12 protein-coding genes are annotated in these 16778 nt (G+C 41.5%); 4 read left to right on the top strand and 8 right to left on the bottom strand.

All coding sequences use genetic code 11. From position 1 onward, the window contains the following. Window positions 1-277 precede the first annotated feature (277 nt). Both Q7U33_RS01185 and Q7U33_RS01180 read left to right on the top strand, forming a co-directional pair. The gene (locus Q7U33_RS01185; RefSeq protein WP_304857721.1) at window positions 278-652 is read left to right on the top strand and encodes a DUF6394 family protein; all 375 of its coding nucleotides are present in this window, start codon (window positions 278-280) and stop codon (window positions 650-652) included. 29 nt (window positions 653-681) lie between these two features. Further along, a complete protein-coding gene (locus Q7U33_RS01180) occupies window positions 682-2382 on the top strand; it encodes a TrkA family potassium uptake protein (RefSeq protein WP_304857720.1) in 1701 nt (566 codons plus the stop codon). Window positions 2383-2438: 56 nt separating this feature from the next. Here the strand turns inward: Q7U33_RS01180 and mutL are convergent, their stop codons facing one another. Both mutL and Q7U33_RS01170 read right to left on the bottom strand, forming a co-directional pair. Next, window positions 2439-4268, bottom strand: coding sequence for a DNA mismatch repair endonuclease MutL (gene mutL, locus Q7U33_RS01175; RefSeq protein WP_304857719.1), 1830 nt, complete (start codon window positions 4266-4268; stop codon window positions 2439-2441). A gap of 452 nt (window positions 4269-4720) precedes the next feature. Further along, window positions 4721-5413: a type IV pili methyl-accepting chemotaxis transducer N-terminal domain-containing protein gene (locus Q7U33_RS01170; RefSeq protein ID WP_304857718.1), complete on the bottom strand. Its 693-nt coding sequence runs from the start codon at window positions 5411-5413 to the stop codon at window positions 4721-4723. Between the two features lie 245 nt (window positions 5414-5658). Here Q7U33_RS01170 and Q7U33_RS01165 point away from each other — a divergent pair, with 245 nt between their 5' ends. After that, the gene (locus tag Q7U33_RS01165; RefSeq protein ID WP_304857717.1) at window positions 5659-7197 is read left to right on the top strand and encodes a helicase-related protein; all 1539 of its coding nucleotides are present in this window, start codon (window positions 5659-5661) and stop codon (window positions 7195-7197) included. A 36-nt stretch (window positions 7198-7233) separates the two neighbouring features. Here the strand turns inward: Q7U33_RS01165 and Q7U33_RS01160 are convergent, their stop codons facing one another. The 3 genes from Q7U33_RS01160 to tsaE all read right to left on the bottom strand — a co-directional run bounded on the left by Q7U33_RS01160 (window position 7234) and on the right by tsaE (window position 10585). Next, window positions 7234-8595: an MBL fold metallo-hydrolase RNA specificity domain-containing protein gene (locus Q7U33_RS01160; RefSeq protein WP_304857716.1), complete on the bottom strand. Its 1362-nt coding sequence runs from the start codon at window positions 8593-8595 to the stop codon at window positions 7234-7236. A gap of 62 nt (window positions 8596-8657) precedes the next feature. Further along, window positions 8658-10097, bottom strand: coding sequence for an N-acetylmuramoyl-L-alanine amidase (locus Q7U33_RS01155; protein WP_304857715.1), 1440 nt, complete (start codon window positions 10095-10097; stop codon window positions 8658-8660). Next, window positions 10097-10585, bottom strand: coding sequence for a tRNA (adenosine(37)-N6)-threonylcarbamoyltransferase complex ATPase subunit type 1 TsaE (tsaE, locus tag Q7U33_RS01150; RefSeq protein ID WP_304857714.1), 489 nt, complete (start codon window positions 10583-10585; stop codon window positions 10097-10099). The genes Q7U33_RS01155 and tsaE overlap by 1 nt, the downstream gene beginning before the upstream one ends. Between tsaE and queG the strand changes: the two genes are divergently transcribed. Continuing rightward, window positions 10584-11660, top strand: coding sequence for a tRNA epoxyqueuosine(34) reductase QueG (queG, locus tag Q7U33_RS01145; protein ID WP_304857713.1), 1077 nt, complete (start codon window positions 10584-10586; stop codon window positions 11658-11660). The two genes, tsaE and queG, sit on opposite strands and share 2 nt — an antisense overlap. 37 nt (window positions 11661-11697) lie before the next feature. On the opposite strand, the gene Q7U33_RS01140 is transcribed toward queG, so the two are convergent. The 3 genes from Q7U33_RS01140 to malQ all read right to left on the bottom strand — a co-directional run bounded on the left by Q7U33_RS01140 (window position 11698) and on the right by malQ (window position 16745). Beyond that, a complete protein-coding gene (locus Q7U33_RS01140; protein WP_304857712.1) occupies window positions 11698-14202 on the bottom strand; it encodes an EAL domain-containing protein in 2505 nt (834 codons plus the stop codon). A gap of 75 nt (window positions 14203-14277) precedes the next feature. Beyond that, window positions 14278-15234, bottom strand: a complete 957-nt coding sequence (locus Q7U33_RS01135; RefSeq protein WP_304857711.1) for an ROK family protein — start codon at window positions 15232-15234, stop codon at window positions 14278-14280. Window positions 15235-15242: 8 nt separating this feature from the next. Next, window positions 15243-16745, bottom strand: coding sequence for a 4-alpha-glucanotransferase (gene malQ / locus Q7U33_RS01130; RefSeq protein WP_304857710.1), 1503 nt, complete (start codon window positions 16743-16745; stop codon window positions 15243-15245). Between the last annotated feature and the right edge of the window lie 33 nt (window positions 16746-16778).

The raw sequence follows: 16778 nt of genomic DNA, 5'->3' as shown, positions 1-16778 counted from the left end.
TCGGTCTTACCGCTGGCAGTTGGCCCCATTAAAAAAATAGCTGGTGGCAATGTGGTTTGGTTCATTCAATACATTCTTAATGAAGAGATCACCCTAAGAAAGGCTATCTTTAGTTATAGATAGTAATACCCCCTTTAGGGCCATTACTTCTTGCAATCATATTTAGATGAAGTCTGTATAATACTGTTAATGTCATATATTCATTTATTGCTGTCACTTGATGATCTAGCACTAAATTAGTATATATTCTGCATGCCATTTGTTGATAGGATTATCCATGAATTTAGAAAAAGTTGTCTTTGGTTTTTTCATCGTTCTTGCAATGACATTGAATTTTGGGTTTTTCATTGGTGATATTGATAACCCTAGTCATCACCATGTTTACGAGTTATATGCTGCGATTATCGTCAGCCTAATTGCAACAGTGCTTAAATTTGGTGACCGTACACACGTAGGTGCGATATTGCTATCAACCAGCTTAGCTGCAGATTTACAACTGATTACCGCTGCCATTCTATGGGCAGCACTGAGTGGCAGTTACGACGAAGCCAGCCTGATGGTATATATCGTTTCTTTATCAGGCGGTGCATTAATGGCTAATATCATTTCAGTGGTACTGTTAATTTCTGAAACAATCAGCCAAAAACGTTAGTTACAAATTAGCTCAATAGGTTAATCAGCATGGATAGCATCCTGTTTTTAATATTGCGCCGCTTAAGGCGTCCGCTTATTTTAATTATTGTTTGCTTTGCCATTGCAATTATTGGCTTAACATTAATGCCTGGGGTTGACGATCAAGGTCAACCTTGGAAAATGAGCATCTTTGATGCGTTATATGTCATAAGCTACACCGCCACGACCATCGGCTTTGGTGAAATTCCCTATGCTTATAGTAAAGCGCAACGCTTATGGCTAACATTTTCGATTTACCTCACTGTTATCCCATGGTTTTATGCTATAGGTAAAATTATCACGCTGTTACAGGATACTGGGCTTCGCCAAGCAGTTACAACAGAACGTTTCGCCAATAAAGTACGTCAATTCCAAGAGCCATTCTATATACTCTGCAGCTATGGTCAGTCATCTAGCTTATTAGCAAAAGCCTTGGATGAAAAAGGCATGCGTGTAGTGATTATTGAGCCTCAGCAAGACCGACTCAACGAGCTAGAGTTAACCGATACTAGAAACATCATTCCATCTTTATGTGCAGATGCAATTTTGCCAGAAAATCTGGAAAGAGCTGGTGTACTGCATCCACTATGCAGTGGTGTCATCACGCTTACCGATGACGACAATGTTAACCTTGCGGTAGCCGTTGCCGTAAAGCTCATGAACCCTGACTTACTTGTGATTGCTCGTGCAGAACGTGATGATATTGCTGCCAACATGGCTTCATTTGGTACAGACCATATCATCAACCCCTACACACTATTTGGTGACCAACTTGCAATGCGCGTACATGCATTGGGTACTTATCTACTACACGAATGGCTAACTGGCGTCCCTGGCGATACACTGCCCCCGCCGGAAACTCCACCCAAAGGCATGTGGGTAGTTTGTGGCTTTGGTCGATTTGGTAAGTCGGTCGTACAAAATTTAGAACGCGAAAACATCACAACCACGATTATTGAGGCTATGCCAGAAATGACAGGATGTAATGATTGCATTGTGGGGAGCGGTACTGAAGCCAAAACTTTACTTGAAGCTGACATCACGAATGCTGTGGGTATCGTTGCAGGAACAGATAACGATACTAACAATTTGTCTATTGTCATGACAGCGTTTGAATTGAACCCAAAACTATTTGTAGTGATTCGCAAGAACAGACGTCACAACGGTCGATTATTTAAGCAGTTCAATGCAGACATTACCATGCAACCCACCGAAATCATTGCGCATGAATGCTTAGCACATATGATTTCACCTTTACTTGCTCAATTTTTAAGCTTGGCACGCAATCAAACCAACGACTGGGCCAATAAACTCATTAGTCAACTTGTGATAACTATGGGTGAAACAGTGCCTGAAACTTGGGCGGTTAAAATTGATGAAGAAAACAGCCCTGCAGTCATTGAGCTCATTAAATCGGGTTTAAATGTCACCTTACAGCACCTAATGCAAGATCCAGCTAATAGGGAAGATCAACTGAATCTGGTACCAATTTTACTATTACGTAACAATGCGCCTAGCCTTGTACCAGACCCAGCTACCCGCTTAAAAGCTGGTGATCGTATCTTGTTCTGTGGTAGCCCAGAGACTAAATCAATATTACCCACTATCTTAAACAATACGAAGACATTAACTTATATTATTGATGGGGTTGAAGTACCGAACAGCTTGGTTTGGCGTTGGCTTGAAAATAAATTTAAAAGCAAAAAGTAACCTACAGACTTATCAATCAATTTAAATTGGGCTATAGATTAAGTAAGTAGATATTGTTATTTTCCACGCATAAACATCTTATCTAAATCCGTCATACTCACCTGAAACCAAGTAGGTCGACCATGATTACACTGCCCTGAACGCTCTGTCGCCTCCATATCGCGCAATAAAGCATTCATTTCTGGAATAGTAAGACTACGATTTGCTCGTACCGCTGCGTGGCATGCCATAGTTCCAAGTAACTCATTTCTACGTTCAGTCAGCACTCTACTAGCGCCATATTCCCGAAGATCACGTAATACATCTCGCGCTAAAGTAACCGCATCAGCATCTTGCAACATGGTTGGCACAGCACGTACAGCGAGTGTCGTTGGTGACAGTATTGCAATATCAAAACCTAATTGCTGGAGCGTGGCATGATTACTTGCCAAAGCTTCATGTACAGCAGCCACCTCAAGCTTGTCCGCATTAAAACTCACTGGCAACAATAATGGCTGCATCTGTACGGTTTGATTATCTAATGCACTCTTTAATTTCTCATACATAATTCGCTCATGTGCGGCATGCATATCAACGACCACCAAGCCCTCTTTATTTTGAGCGAGCACATACACACCATGCACCTGCCCAACCGCAAAACCAAGCGGATAGTCATGTAAAGTTTCCTGACTTGCCAAACCGTCAGGTAATAGATTTACAGATGATGAAGTGTTATTGAATGCCTGATTCTGATTACCGCCAAACATTGACTCATAAAAGCTTGGGCTTTCATGAGCACTCAGATTAATCTGAGATTGGTGAGTTGGGTATAACGCACCATTAGAAGATGCGGTATTCGAAGCCTGTGGGCTAAACGGGTTATATTGCGCCTGATTTGCAGTGACCGCATTAGAAACACCTGTTGGAATCGCCAGCGATTTGTTGAGCGAGTGAAATATAAATCGATGGATAGACTGACTATCTCTAAATCTAACTTCAGTTTTGGCAGGATGGACATTAACATCCACCAGACTCGGGTCCAGCTCCAAAAATAATACGAAAGCAGGATGCCTATCATGATGCAATACGTCCTGATAAGCTTGCCGTATCGCATGAGAAATCACTTTATCTCGCACAAATCGACCATTGACATAAACATACTGTGTGTCTCGACTATTGCGATTAAAGGTCGGCTTTGCTGCCATTCCCCATAAGCGCAAACCAGCCGCTGACTCATCCACACTGATTGATTCTGCAACAAACTCACTCCCTAACACCTCAGAAAATCTTCGTTCAGGCTGAGCAATTGCTAAGCGAGTTAAAGCTCGTCCATTGTGCTGCAACATTAAACCAACATCAGGACGTGAAAGCGCAATCCGTGTAAACATCTCTTCACAGTGGCCAAACTCGGTGGCCTCTGTTTTTAAAAACTTTCGGCGCGCAGGGGTGTTGAAATATAAATCAGACACTTCAATTACCGTGCCAGCATCCAACGCTGCTGGTTCAATCGAAGAAATATCACTACCTTCAGATGCAATACGCCATGCATGCTTACTATCAACTTGACGGCTTAATAACTGTGTACGGGAGATTGAAGCAATACTCGCCAAAGCCTCACCACGAAAACCCAAACTAACGACTGACTCTAAATCCTCAAGGCTTGCAATCTTACTAGTGGCATGGCGAGTGAGTGCTAGCATTAAGTCTTCTTTAGCTACACCCGCACCATTATCTGTGACACGCATTTGCTTAATGCCGCCTTGCAACAAAGAGACTTGAATGTCAGTGCTACCTGCATCCAAACTATTTTCTAACAACTCCTTCAAAGCAGAAGCAGGACGCTCGACCACCTCACCTGCGGCGATTTGGCTAATGAGCTGGTCTGGAAGTAAACGTATAGTTGCCATGAAAATTTAATGATTTTTTAATGGTGATATTTTACCTTGCTTTATCTCCATCAATTTAACTATTACGTATGGCCAATCATTATTCAATTAGAAATAAAATAAACCAGCTTCTAATGAAGTTACATGTATTGAAGGTCAAAATATAGTTAAGGCAAATATAGCGAAGTTAGTAAAGCTTTAATGCGTAGAAAATAAAGGTGGTAAATTGGAGTTGAATGTTTAAATTCACTGGAAAATTGCGCGTAATGCACCAACAAGCTAGCTAAGTATCGCCCCAAAATAGTGCTAATGCACTAATCTGAATATCGTTAACAATGACAAAAATCTCAGAAATGACCTATGCAGATTTATTCAAGGCATGCCAAACGACTACTCAACATGCCATTTTGAATAATCAAATACTAAATGAAAATAATTAAAGGCGGGGTATGCAATAAAAGCTAACACTTACATTAAACAGTAACATTACCTACTGCAACACGTACTAACTCATCAATTTTGGCGGTAATGTTAGTGAGTTCACCTGCAACCACAGCAAACTCGCGCCCTACTTCACCCGCACGCGCCGCTACAATTTGTGCATTTACTGACACAATCCGTGCCTGTTTAGCGATATTCTGAATACTGCTCATTAACTCATGATGCTGCTTACGCTGCACCTTTGCATGTTTTTTAGATTCATCTTCATAAACGATGGTAATGCGGTTAAGTAGCGCAACAATAGGTGTAGCCTGCATTCCAAGCTCATTAAGCAACTCAGGCACTGTGCGGAAACCAGACTCACAAGCACTCAATGCCTTCTCTACCAAATTGGTAAAATCGACTATTTTTCTATCCCCCTCAATTTCACCAAAATAAACCAAGCGCAGCTCTTCAAAAAACACACCAGGTAACTCACTGTTTCCATGCACTAATGCAGCATGACTTACTTTAAACAAGGCTAATGCTTCACGCGCCGTTTCCAAGGCTGTTTCATGACCCATGGTTGAAAGTACTGCATTTAATACAATACGTTGTGACAACATGCGCTGACGTCCAGCCAAATTAATCAATGCGCCAAATGTTTCTGCACTAACGGCTGAACTTGTCGTCTTAAACTGATGGCTTTGCTGTGTTGCTTGATGAGGTTTTAAATCTGCTAACATAATGTTCTCCTTTTTATTGATATCAATAACAACGAACGTCATCAGTACAATTTACTCAGCACTTAAAACCATTCTCATTACGCTTTCATATAAGCAATTTCTATTCCACGTAGCCACATCATCAGACTAAAACGCTTTAGCTAACAAAAATGCATCTCTCTACCCCTAAAAACTGCACGCCAACCCAGCATTCTTAACATTTTCATGTTGGTGTTTTAATTTTTTTGATATAAATTCACACCAGTATGAAACTAACCATCCAAGATTTAACACCTACAAGCTATACAGACAGCTTTCCCCTTGCTCGCAAGCTTAAACGGCATCATCACTTTTATCTTGGCCCGACTAACTCTGGCAAAACCTATCAGGCACTATTGGCATTAGAACAAGCTGAATCGGGCGTTTATCTGGCACCGCTTAGGTTACTTGCAATGGAAATTCGCGACAGACTCGTAGCATCTGGGGTTCCCTGCAATCTAATTACTGGTGAGGAGCGCGTCATCATGGAAGGTGCCAAACATATAGCATCAACTATTGAGATGATGAACGCTACCAAAGCAGTTGAGGTGGCAGTCATTGATGAAATTCAGATGCTACAAGATCCAGACCGTGGTACCGCATGGACAGCAGCACTAGTAGGCGCACCCGCCTCAACAGTTTTTATTTGCGGCTCAACCGCTGTTACAGCACCTTGCATTGCAACCATTGAGTCGCTTAACGAAACTTATGACATCACACATTTAGCGCGCAAGACACCACTGGTGTTAGAACATGAAAGTATGTGTGGAAAGCACTACAGCCGTCAGAAGCTTAAACCTCGACTACAAAAAGGCGATGCAATCATTGCATTCAGCCGCAAAGATGTACTGACTTTTTCAGCTAGATTTCGCCAATGGGGCTTCAGTGTGGCAAGTATTTACGGCGCTTTATCCCCAGAGGTGCGGCGAACGGAATCCGAACGCTTTAACGCTGGTCAAGCAGATATCTTAGTGGCAACCGATGCCATTGGCATGGGCTTAAACTTACCGATACGCCGCGTGATATTCTCAAATATTCATAAGTTTGATGGCGTAGCATCACGACTACTTAACATGACCGAGGTACGGCAGATTGCAGGACGTGCAGGACGATTTGGTATATATGAAACGGGCTATGTCAATGTGCTTGAAAATGACGAGCTGATTCATATTGAACATATGTTATCAACCGATGACACTTCTGACTTAAGCAAACTCCCTGTTAGCATTAATTTAATGCAGATTAGTAGCGTTGCACACTTACTGCATACAAATAAAATTGCCGAAGTACTCAGTTATCACCAAGAAAGAGCGCAGTTTCAACATCCTCTTTTTGAGCAAGCATCATTAAATACACAAATTGCACAAGCCATGCTGGTTGACGAACATGCGCCTAAAATGTCTTTAAAAGACAAGTATATCTTCGTATGTGCGCCAATTTCACTTAATGTTGCGTTCGAAAAAGACTATTACCTGATGTGCCTAAAAAGTGTGTCAGAATCTACTACCAGATATTTGCCACCTGCACCAAGCTGGCTAGAAGCGCAAAATCCAAAACATCTGGAAGAAGCGGAACTGCTTAGCCACAATCTAAGCTTGTATGCTTGGCTAAGTTTCAAATTTCCACAATACTTCACTGAAGGTGCAGATGTTCCAAACCTACGCAGCAAAGTAAGTCGTTACATAGAACGGGCATTGCTCACGCAAGCTGGGTATGGCGACACTAGCAGGGAAGTTGATTACATCATAACAAAAAGAAGATACTGACTTGCTAATACAGTCAATTAACAGATAGTCATTTAATTAGTCTAGCGTCACCGTTTCCAGATACTCAGGAACCTCTACTTGCCAGTGCAATTCCTCTTCGATATGGCGTCGCATCGAATCCGCGGCGACAGGCTCTCCATGTACGATGAAAGTTTTTTTAGGTGGCGTTTCAAAACCACCTAACCAATCCAATATTTCCGAGTAATCAGCATGTGCAGAAAGATTAGAAATCAACTCAACACTGGCGCGTACTGGAATATATTCACCATGAATTTTAATGCTTTCTGCACCATCTAACATCGCAGCACCTCTGGTCCCCGCTGCCTGAAACCCGACAAACAAAATGGTGTTATTAGGTTTAGGTGCGAAAGCTTTTAAATGATGCACAACCCGCCCTCCAGAAGCCATACCACTAGCTGATAAAATAATCATCGGGCCTTTGGCTTCATTAAGCGCTTTAGATTGCTCTATACTATTGACCATATGCGCAGTATGAAACAGCGCACTACATTGCTCAGCACTCAAGCGATGCTCACCATGATAAAGATTAAAAATTTCAGTGGCATCTACAGCCATTGGGCTATTTAAATAGACCGGTATATCTGCTGCAATCGCACCTGAGGTTTTCAATAAGTGAATGTAATACAATAACTCTTGCGCTCTACCTACAGCAAAAACAGGAATGACAACCACGCCCTTGCGCTTCACCGTCTTATTAATAATTGCCGCTAATTTAACCTTGGGATCATCATTTTGATGCAAACGATTGCCGTAAGTAGATTCAACAAGCAAATAGTCTGCTTGCTTGATTCGAACGGGAGGCTTCATCAAAATATCGTTTTCACGGCCGATATCACCCGAAAACAGGACAGAAGTCTTTTGATGATGAATGCGTACGAATGCAGACCCCAAAATATGACCACTGGGTGAAAGTCTGAGTGTTAAACCATCCCCCAAATCCACATCCTGCTCAAAGCTGATTGGGGTTAGCAACGCGAGTGCATTTTCGGCATCCTCTTTGGTATACAAAGGTAGCGCAGGATGATGCTTAGAGAAACCACGACGATTTGCGTACTCTGCTTCTTCCTCTTGTAAATGCGCGGAATCTGGCAACATAATTTTGCACAAATCAGCCGTACCTTCACTGCAATAGACCTTACCAGAGAACCCATTTTTAACCAGCAAAGGTAAATAACCGCTGTGATCAATATGTGCATGCGTTAGCACAACCGCATCAATTTTTGATGGGTTAATAGGCAGCTTAGACCAGTTTTTTAGTCGCAACTGTTTGAGCCCTTGAAACAAACCACAATCAATCAAGATATGTTTTGTGCCACTTTTTAACAGATACTTTGAACCAGTGACCGTGCCTGTTGCACCTAAAAATGTGAGTTCCATAGCGCCCCTTTTAGAGTAGTGCTAATTCTTTACGCAGAGTTATATCTAGGTTAGTGCTTAAACTAATCCAACGCAACTTTTGTTCTAGCGAGTGCGGGATTGGTTGAAAAATATTTTTTGATGCCAGTTAAAATCGACATAACCAATTTATCTTGATACGCCCCATCATTAAGCTTACGCTCCTCTTCAGGGTTGCTAATAAATGCAGTCTCAACAAGAATAGAAGGGATATCAGGTGATTTTAAAACTGCAAAACCAGCCTGCTCTACATGATTCTTATGTAATTTATTAATCTCACCGATATTACCTAGTACCACTTTACCAAGTTTCAAGCTATCGTTAATCGTTGCAGTTTGAGACAAATCTAATAAAGTTCTGGCGAGCAACGGATCTTTTACATTTAAGCTCACGCCCCCTATTAAGTCAGACTGATTTTCTTTGTTTGCCAAATAACGTGCGCTCGCGCTTGTGGCGCCTTTTTCAGACAATGCAAATACAGATGAGCCGTGAGCAGCTGGATTAGTGAACGCATCAGCATGAATGGAGATAAATAAATCTGCTTGTAATTTCCTGGCCTTAAGAACACGCATATGCAAAGGTATAAAGTAATCACCATCACGAGTGAGCACAGCGCGCATATTAGGTTCTTCATCGATTTTTGCCTTTAGTTTCTTAGCAATTAACAAAGTAATTTCTTTTTCACGGCTACCCGTAGCACCGATTGCGCCTGGATCTTCGCCACCATGTCCAGGGTCAATCGCAATGGTAATTTGGCGTAAGCCTTTAGTTAATGGTTTATTCTCCAATTTTTCTTTGGTAATATCTGACTGTGGTACAGCTGTAGCTGACGTTTGGCTTGCTGGCTGGGCAGCCTCACCCACATTGCCTATGTTTCCAGTGACATTGGGATTCTCGTCTATTTTCAGGGCATTCGCAGAATTACCATCAGAAGCAATGGTGACAGGCGCATCAGTTGATGGTGGCAAGGTAACTACTTGTGCGGTTTTATTCGTAGCAGAAACATCAGCGATTTGGTCTGGGTTATCACGCTCATCAAGCATCGCCATTAGCGAATCTTTAGTGGGATAAATATCTAATACTAAGCGATGTTTATAATCCCCAGCTGGTGGTAAGGTGAATATAGCTGGTTTAACTTCAGACTTTAAATCTACTACTAGACGTACGACCTTAGGCTTAAAATTAGCTACTCTAATTTTAGAAATATAGGGGTCGCTTTCTGAAACCTTCTCACTCAATGCCTTAATGACTACGTTTAAATCTATGTCTTCAACATCAACCACGACGCGCTCAGGATCTTTCAAGGTCGTCATTTTATAAAGAATGGGCTTCTCGGCTTCTATCGTAATTCTTGTATAAATATCAGCAGGCCAAATACGTACAGCAGTCACAGTATTTGCTTGAGCTGTTGCAGTGAGCAATAAACAACTCAGCAAAATTGTGATAGAAAGTAATTTTGAGAAACAGTATTGAGTGATTGGCATTAGTTGCAAAGTTCTTTAATAGATTTTACGAAAGCTTGGGCTGTTAAAGTATGGCCATCAATGCGCACATCACGTCCAGAAGGCTTAATCCTAAAGTGAATATCAACATCTGGCGTGGGCAATATATGCGCTGCTTTTTCTGGCCACTCAATTAAGCAAACACTTGCTGCATTAAAATAATCTCTGAAACCAGCAGACTCCCACTCTTCCTCATCGTTAAATCGATATAAATCAAAATGATACAGATTTAATACACCGTTTTTTGTCATCAGATTTTCATAAGGCTCAACTAATGTATACGTCGGACTTTTAACCTTACCACTAAACCCAAGTCCGCGCAGTAAGCCTCTAACTAAAGTAGTTTTGCCTGCACCAAGATCGCCATGTAAATAAATAGTGAGATTAGGCATGATTGCTGTGCCTAAAGCAGATCCTAATGCGAGTGTTGCCGCCTCATCCACCAATTCAAGTGTAAAATTATTATCCATGAGCAATTCTACTAAAAACTTGAGCGATTTGAGCCATGCCATTAAAAATTGGGGGCTTGAACTTGGCTTTAATCAAATCGGCATTACAGACACCAACCTGCAAACTGCAGAATCTAATCATCAAGATTGGGTTGAAAAAGGTTTTCATGGTGATATGGATTATATGGCAAAACATGGCGTTAAACGAACTCGGCCAAATGAATTAATCCCAAATACTCAACGCATTATTTCAGCACGGCTTGATTACCTGCCACCTCAGGCTAAAAATAGTGAGTCAATTTTACAAAATAATCAAAAAGCTTTTATTTCACGTTACGCACTCGGCCGTGATTACCATAAGGTCGTGCGCAACAAATTACAAAAGTTATGTGAAAAGATTCAAAGTGAATTACACCATTACCACGTAAGCCAGTTTGAATACCGTGTATTTACTGATAGCGCCCCCGTGCTTGAAGTTGCTTTGGCTGAAAAAGCGGGCATTGGATGGCGCGGAAAGCACACATTACTCATCGACAAAAACAATGGCTCTTGGTTCTTCCTAGGTGAGATATACACTAATTTACCACTGTCCATTGATGAGCCAGCGAGCAACCACTGCGGCAGTTGTAGCAAATGTATAGAAGTGTGCCCTACACTGGCCATTACCGCGCCTTACGAGGTAGACGCCAGACGTTGCATCTCATACCTGACCATTGAGCTAAAAAGCAGCATTCCAGTGGAGTATCGCCCTTTAATTGGCAACCGTGTATATGGTTGCGATGACTGTCAACTTTATTGCCCATGGAATAAATTTGCAGAAGTCACCAAAGAGCCAGACTTTGCTGTGAAACATGGTTTAGATGACGTTAGTCTGATTGACTGCTTTAATTGGACAGAAGACGAGTTCAAATTAAAAATGGCAGGTAGTGCCATTTATAGAATAGGCTATACACAATGGTTAAGAAATATTGCCGTAGGCTTAGGTAACGCAGATACAACTCCAGAAATTATCAACGCACTCAAGCAACGACTTAATCACGAAAGTGACATTGTTCAAGAACATGTGCGTTGGGCACTGGGTCGCCATTTATCATAACGCTTCCAGTACGCTAATTTATAATTCAGCTAAAAGTTTACACCTCTCCTAAAAGCAAATACGCTTGAACAGCCTCCAAGCCAATCGACTTCGAATACAAATAACCTTGAGCATACTTACAGTTGTATGACGCTAAAAGTGCAGCTTGCTCCGTCGTCTCTACGCCCTCTGCCACCAGCTCTTTATTTAAAGTAGCAGTAAGTGCAATAATCGCTTTAACCAGAAGCGCATTATTGGCATTATTAGCAATTTCTTTAACAAAAGAATAATCAATTTTCACTTGATGAATAGGAAATTTACTCAAATAAGCAAGCGCGGACTGACCAGTGCCAAAGTCATCAAGCGAGATTTTAATACCAAGATCGTTAAAGGCATCCAGAGCCTTTAACACCTGCTGGTTACTTTCCAATAACAAGCTTTCAGTGATTTCAAATTTAATCCAAGCAGGGTTACATTGTTGTTCTTGCAACAAATGACCTACCTGATAGACGAAGTCAATCTCAAAAAATTGGCGGGCTGATAAGTTAACTGAAACAGATACTGGCTGCTTAAGTTGCGTATTGATTAAGCGCGCAGCTCTAAAAGCCTCCCGCATAATCCAGTGACCCAATTCAACTATCATGCCTGTTTCTTCAGCAATTTGAATAAAAACAATTGGCGACACTACCCCCAATTTACGACTATTCCATCGACAAAGTGTTTCTAATCCCATCACTTGCTTACTCGCAATATCAACAATCGGTTGATACTCCAAATAAATCTCGTTATTTTCAATGGCTCTTCTCAGCTCTGTTTCTATATTGAAACGTTGCTGTATTGATTCCGTCAGATTTGGCGAATAAGCTTGGTACCGATTACGTCCATTTTTCTTTGCGTAATACATGGCTGAGTCCGCATATTTGAGTAAGTCGTTCATATCGACACTATCATCTGGATAATATGAGATACCAATGCTCGCTGAAATGAAATACTCTGCCCCCTCAATCAGATAAACTTGCATTATCTGATTGAGCAAAGTGTTTGACATATGCTCCACTTGCGCACGATTCATTAATGGCTCAACTAGAATAATAAATTCATCACCGCCAAGCCGTGCGCATGCATAATGCTTTTCAATATTATTAGATACTCTTTTAGCCACATCAATCAACAACTTATCCCCTATGGCGTGCCCCATGGTGTCATTAATTGATTTAAACTGATCCAAATCAATCATCATCAAAGCAAACATACTGTTATCTGCTTTAGCCTTATCAATTGCTGCTGATAGCTTTTGTGAAAATAATGTTCGATTAGGCAAGCCAGTCAACTGATCATGAAACGCCATATTTTCGATCTTGCGCCTATACTCAGCTACTTCGGTAATATCTGTGGCAATTGTTAATGCCCCACATACCTGATGCATCTCATCAAGTTCAGGCACGATACGCACCTGATGCACAACAAAGGTTTCTTCATGTACACTATGAATTTCTAGCGTCTTCTGCACATTAAATTGCATCACCTCCATTAACTCAGCCATAAAAGCTTCCCCCGTCATATTAACGATATAGGGGCTCCACAACTCAAGTGGTGTTTTGTTTAGCTCATAAGGGACGTCTACACCATAAGCTTCATGGCAACGTGAGTTCACAAAAATCCGTTTACCCTCAAGGTTGTAACGGATAACTGTCGTCGGTAAGTTTTTTACTAAAGACTGATAAGCATTATGTTGCTTAGTGATTTCAGACTGCAGATACTGTTTTTCGGTAATATCGCGTGAAAATCCAACTGTACCAATCACTTCACCATCTAGCTCAACTGGTGATTTATAAGTTTCTGCCCAGTAAACTTCTCCAGAAGCTCTTTTTATCTGCTCGTTCACACTTTTAGGCACGCCAGTTTCTAAAATTTCATTATCATCACTCACATAGCCTTGCGCCATCCCTGTGGGAAATAGGTCAAAATCTGTTTTACCTTCTAAATCTTTATAGTGCTTAGCGCCAACCACCTCTACAAACTTATGATTTGTTGCTAAAAAGCGTCCAGCCTTGTCTTTCATCCATACAATAAAGGGAAACGTATCCATCAATGCACGTAAATACTGCTCACGTTGTTCAATTTTTTGATTTTGCTGCAATTGATAAAAGTCGAGATCCCGACCTACTGCGATGACACCAATGACTTGGTTTTTTTGATTTTTTATTGCGGAGAGATTAACAAGGTCATAAATTACTCGAGAAAGGCTATCATGTTGAAAATTAAGCAAAATAGCACATGATTCACCTGTAGTAAGCGTTCGATTAATTGCTTCATAATAATGCTCAAATGCGCGCTGACCTTTGAGATCAACATAGTCAACACCTGCATGCTTCTTTATATTTAAAGTATTTAGTAAGGTAGCATTAGCGTAAACTTGCTGACCTACTGGTCCATAAACAGCGATATTATCTAAGGAGGTGTCAAAAAAGGTTTGAAATAAAAATAAGTAATCTGAAACGCTTTGAATATCAGCATTATCATCAAACTGCTGATTCAGTTCGTTGGACCCTACTTCTATCATCAAATATTACCTCCAATAGTAGAATATCAAGAACCTACACCCAATGACAATAAAGTAGTTTAAGCTGAAATAACTTTATCCATTTAGGCTTGATGCTAACATTGCTGCACCGACAATACCAGCCTGATCTCCCATATTAGAAATACGCAGGTTCACCTTGCCGCGTAAAGCTGGGATCAAATCGTGTGTTAACTGTTGCTGAAAAGAGGACGCCATCAAAGTCCATGCTGCGCTCATGCCTCCGCCCAGTACAACATCGGTCACATCAATCACCTTTAGTACTTGTGCTAATGCTTGTGCGAGTGACTTACCTGCCAATGCGTATGCAGCAACTGCTGCTAGATCACCCAGCTTGGCACGGCCAGCAATATCAGCAGCGGTGCAATGTTGTTGGGTGGCCTCAAAATAGCTGATTGCCACCCCACTAGCTGAGGCATATTGCTCCATGCAGCCATGATTCCCACAGCCGCATAATCTGCCGCCATCATGCACGATAATATGCCCCACTTCCATCGCGACACCATGCGCCCCTTGAAATGGACGCCCATTTAAAATCAAACCACCACCAACCCCAGTGCCTAACCCCATGTAGATTAAGTTTTTAAGTCGAGATGGGTGCATCACATACTCACCATAAGCTGCGGCCAGAGCGTCGTTCTCAGTGATTACTGGCAAGCCGATTAACGCACTTAAATCTGTAGTTAAATCAACCTGATGTAAACCAGGTAAATTGGGCGATTGTGAAATCACTTGTGTATGGGGATCGATAAACCCCGGAAAGCCAATACCAACAGCAGATACTTCAGGATATTGGTCCCGTACTCTATTAATTGCATTGACAATAGTCTCAAGTATTGTCTGCCATGCCTGCGCTGGTGCATGCTGGTGTAATTGACAGAAACTAGAGAAATCCGCCTGAAAACGTATTTCCTCAACTAAATGCGGCTTGATTAACTCAGCTGAGCTTGCAACATCGACTAGACCTAAACGTAGATTTGTACCACCGACATCAATCCCAATTAACATAGGCATCGCCCTTACTAACGCCCAGTATGCGAAATAGCAATACGAATCGAGTCTTTTTGCGCTTGTGCCAACTGCTGCCAACTAAATCGCCAATGCCAGTTTCCTGTGATAGTGCCAGGCGTATTCATACGATGCTGGCCATTCAATTGTAAAACATCTTGCATAGGAATAATCGCTAAAAGTGCCTTGCTCGCCAACGCCATCTCAATCAAATCATTCGGCATATTCAGTTCGTATCCCTCTGCGTGAGTTGCGGTCAAATACGCATGCAGGTTTTCGCGCTGATAATCGTCCAAACAGTTATACCAACTTAGGGTTGTATCATTATCATGTGTCCCTGTGTACACCACACTATTTTCTGAAATATTTTCTGGTAAATAAGGGTTATCACTTGCACCGCTAAACGCAAACTGCAAAATTTTCATGCCTGGTAAGTGGTATTTTTGTCTCAGCGCATCTACTTCAGTTGTGATAATGCCTAAATCCTCTGCAACTAAGTTAATTTCAGGCAACGCTTGCTTGATCGCTGCAAGTAATGCATCCCCTGGTGCTAACACCCACTCACCATTAATTGCAGTTTCTTCTGTTGCAGGTATCTCCCATGCCGCCTCTAGTCCCCTAAAATGGTCAATACGTACAATATCGAACAATTCACTTTGCGTCGCCATGCGAGATATCCACCAACTAAAGCCATCACGCTGCATTGCATCCCAGTTGTAATGTGGATTTCCCCAACGCTGACCAGTTTCAGAAAAGTAATCTGGTGGCACACCCGCCACTACACTCACGGATTTATCTGCATTAAGTTTGAACAAATCAGAATGCGCCCACACATCAGCACTGTCATAGGCGACAAAAATTGGAATATCACCAAATAATGCGACATTTTTTTCAGTGGCATACTTTTTAAGGGCAATCCATTGGCTAAAAAATACAAACTGTGTAAATTTAATCACTGCAATTTCGTGTGCTAACTGTACTCGCGCTTCTTTAAGTGTTTTCTTATCACGGTTCTTGTAAAGCTCAGGCCAATGATTCCAACCAGCCTCATTAAAATGATGTCGCAAAGCCAGAAATAATGAAAAATCATCGAGCCAACTTGCCTGCTTCTTAGAGAAACGTACAAATTCTTGATGAAGTTTATTATGTTCAGGGATGTTTTCTGATAGTTGGCAGAAGTTAATATAAGCCTTATCAAGCAACGCTAATTTACTGGTAATTAAACCAGTACAATCTTCCTTTGTGAGTAGTCCTTGAGACTGTAGTGACTCTAAACTAATAAAGTCTGGGTTACCTGCGTGTGCGGATAAGCATTGGTAAGGAGAGTTATCCGCATGTGGCACGTTAATCGGCAGTGTCTGCCAAACGCTAGCGCCTATTTCATGCAAAAAATCTATGAAACGATAAGACTCACCACCTAGATCACCCGTATAAAAATTACTTGGTAAAGAACTGATATGTAATAACACACCAGCCTGACGCTGATTTAAAAGTGATGTGTGAGTCTGTAACGTCATAAATACCTACTTAATTATTAAGGGCATTGAAAC

Origin of the sequence: Methylotenera sp. (assembly GCF_030653755.1) — a bacterium.
GTDB lineage: Bacteria > Pseudomonadota > Gammaproteobacteria > Burkholderiales > Methylophilaceae > Methylotenera.
This window is presented reverse-complemented; position numbering and strand designations above follow the sequence as displayed.

What these genes read in the sequence shown, in the direction of transcription:
- Q7U33_RS01185 (WP_304857721.1), top strand. Translation starts at nt 278, where the DNA reads ATGAATTTAGAAAAAGTTGTCTTTGGTTTTTTCATCGTTCTTGCAATG.
- Q7U33_RS01180 (WP_304857720.1), top strand. Translation starts at nt 682, where the DNA reads ATGGATAGCATCCTGTTTTTAATATTGCGCCGCTTAAGGCGTCCGCTT.
- mutL (WP_304857719.1), bottom strand. Translation starts at nt 4,268, where the DNA reads ATGGCAACTATACGTTTACTTCCAGACCAGCTCATTAGCCAAATCGCC.
- Q7U33_RS01170 (WP_304857718.1), bottom strand. Translation starts at nt 5,413, where the DNA reads ATGTTAGCAGATTTAAAACCTCATCAAGCAACACAGCAAAGCCATCAG.
- Q7U33_RS01165 (WP_304857717.1), top strand. Translation starts at nt 5,659, where the DNA reads ATGAAACTAACCATCCAAGATTTAACACCTACAAGCTATACAGACAGC.
- Q7U33_RS01160 (WP_304857716.1), bottom strand. Translation starts at nt 8,595, where the DNA reads ATGGAACTCACATTTTTAGGTGCAACAGGCACGGTCACTGGTTCAAAG.
- Q7U33_RS01155 (WP_304857715.1), bottom strand. Translation starts at nt 10,097, where the DNA reads ATGCCAATCACTCAATACTGTTTCTCAAAATTACTTTCTATCACAATT.
- queG (WP_304857713.1), top strand. Translation starts at nt 10,584, where the DNA reads ATGAGCAATTCTACTAAAAACTTGAGCGATTTGAGCCATGCCATTAAA.
- tsaE (WP_304857714.1), bottom strand. Translation starts at nt 10,585, where the DNA reads ATGGATAATAATTTTACACTTGAATTGGTGGATGAGGCGGCAACACTC.
- Q7U33_RS01140 (WP_304857712.1), bottom strand. Translation starts at nt 14,202, where the DNA reads ATGATAGAAGTAGGGTCCAACGAACTGAATCAGCAGTTTGATGATAAT.
- Q7U33_RS01135 (WP_304857711.1), bottom strand. Translation starts at nt 15,234, where the DNA reads ATGCCTATGTTAATTGGGATTGATGTCGGTGGTACAAATCTACGTTTA.
- malQ (WP_304857710.1), bottom strand. Translation starts at nt 16,745, where the DNA reads ATGACGTTACAGACTCACACATCACTTTTAAATCAGCGTCAGGCTGGT.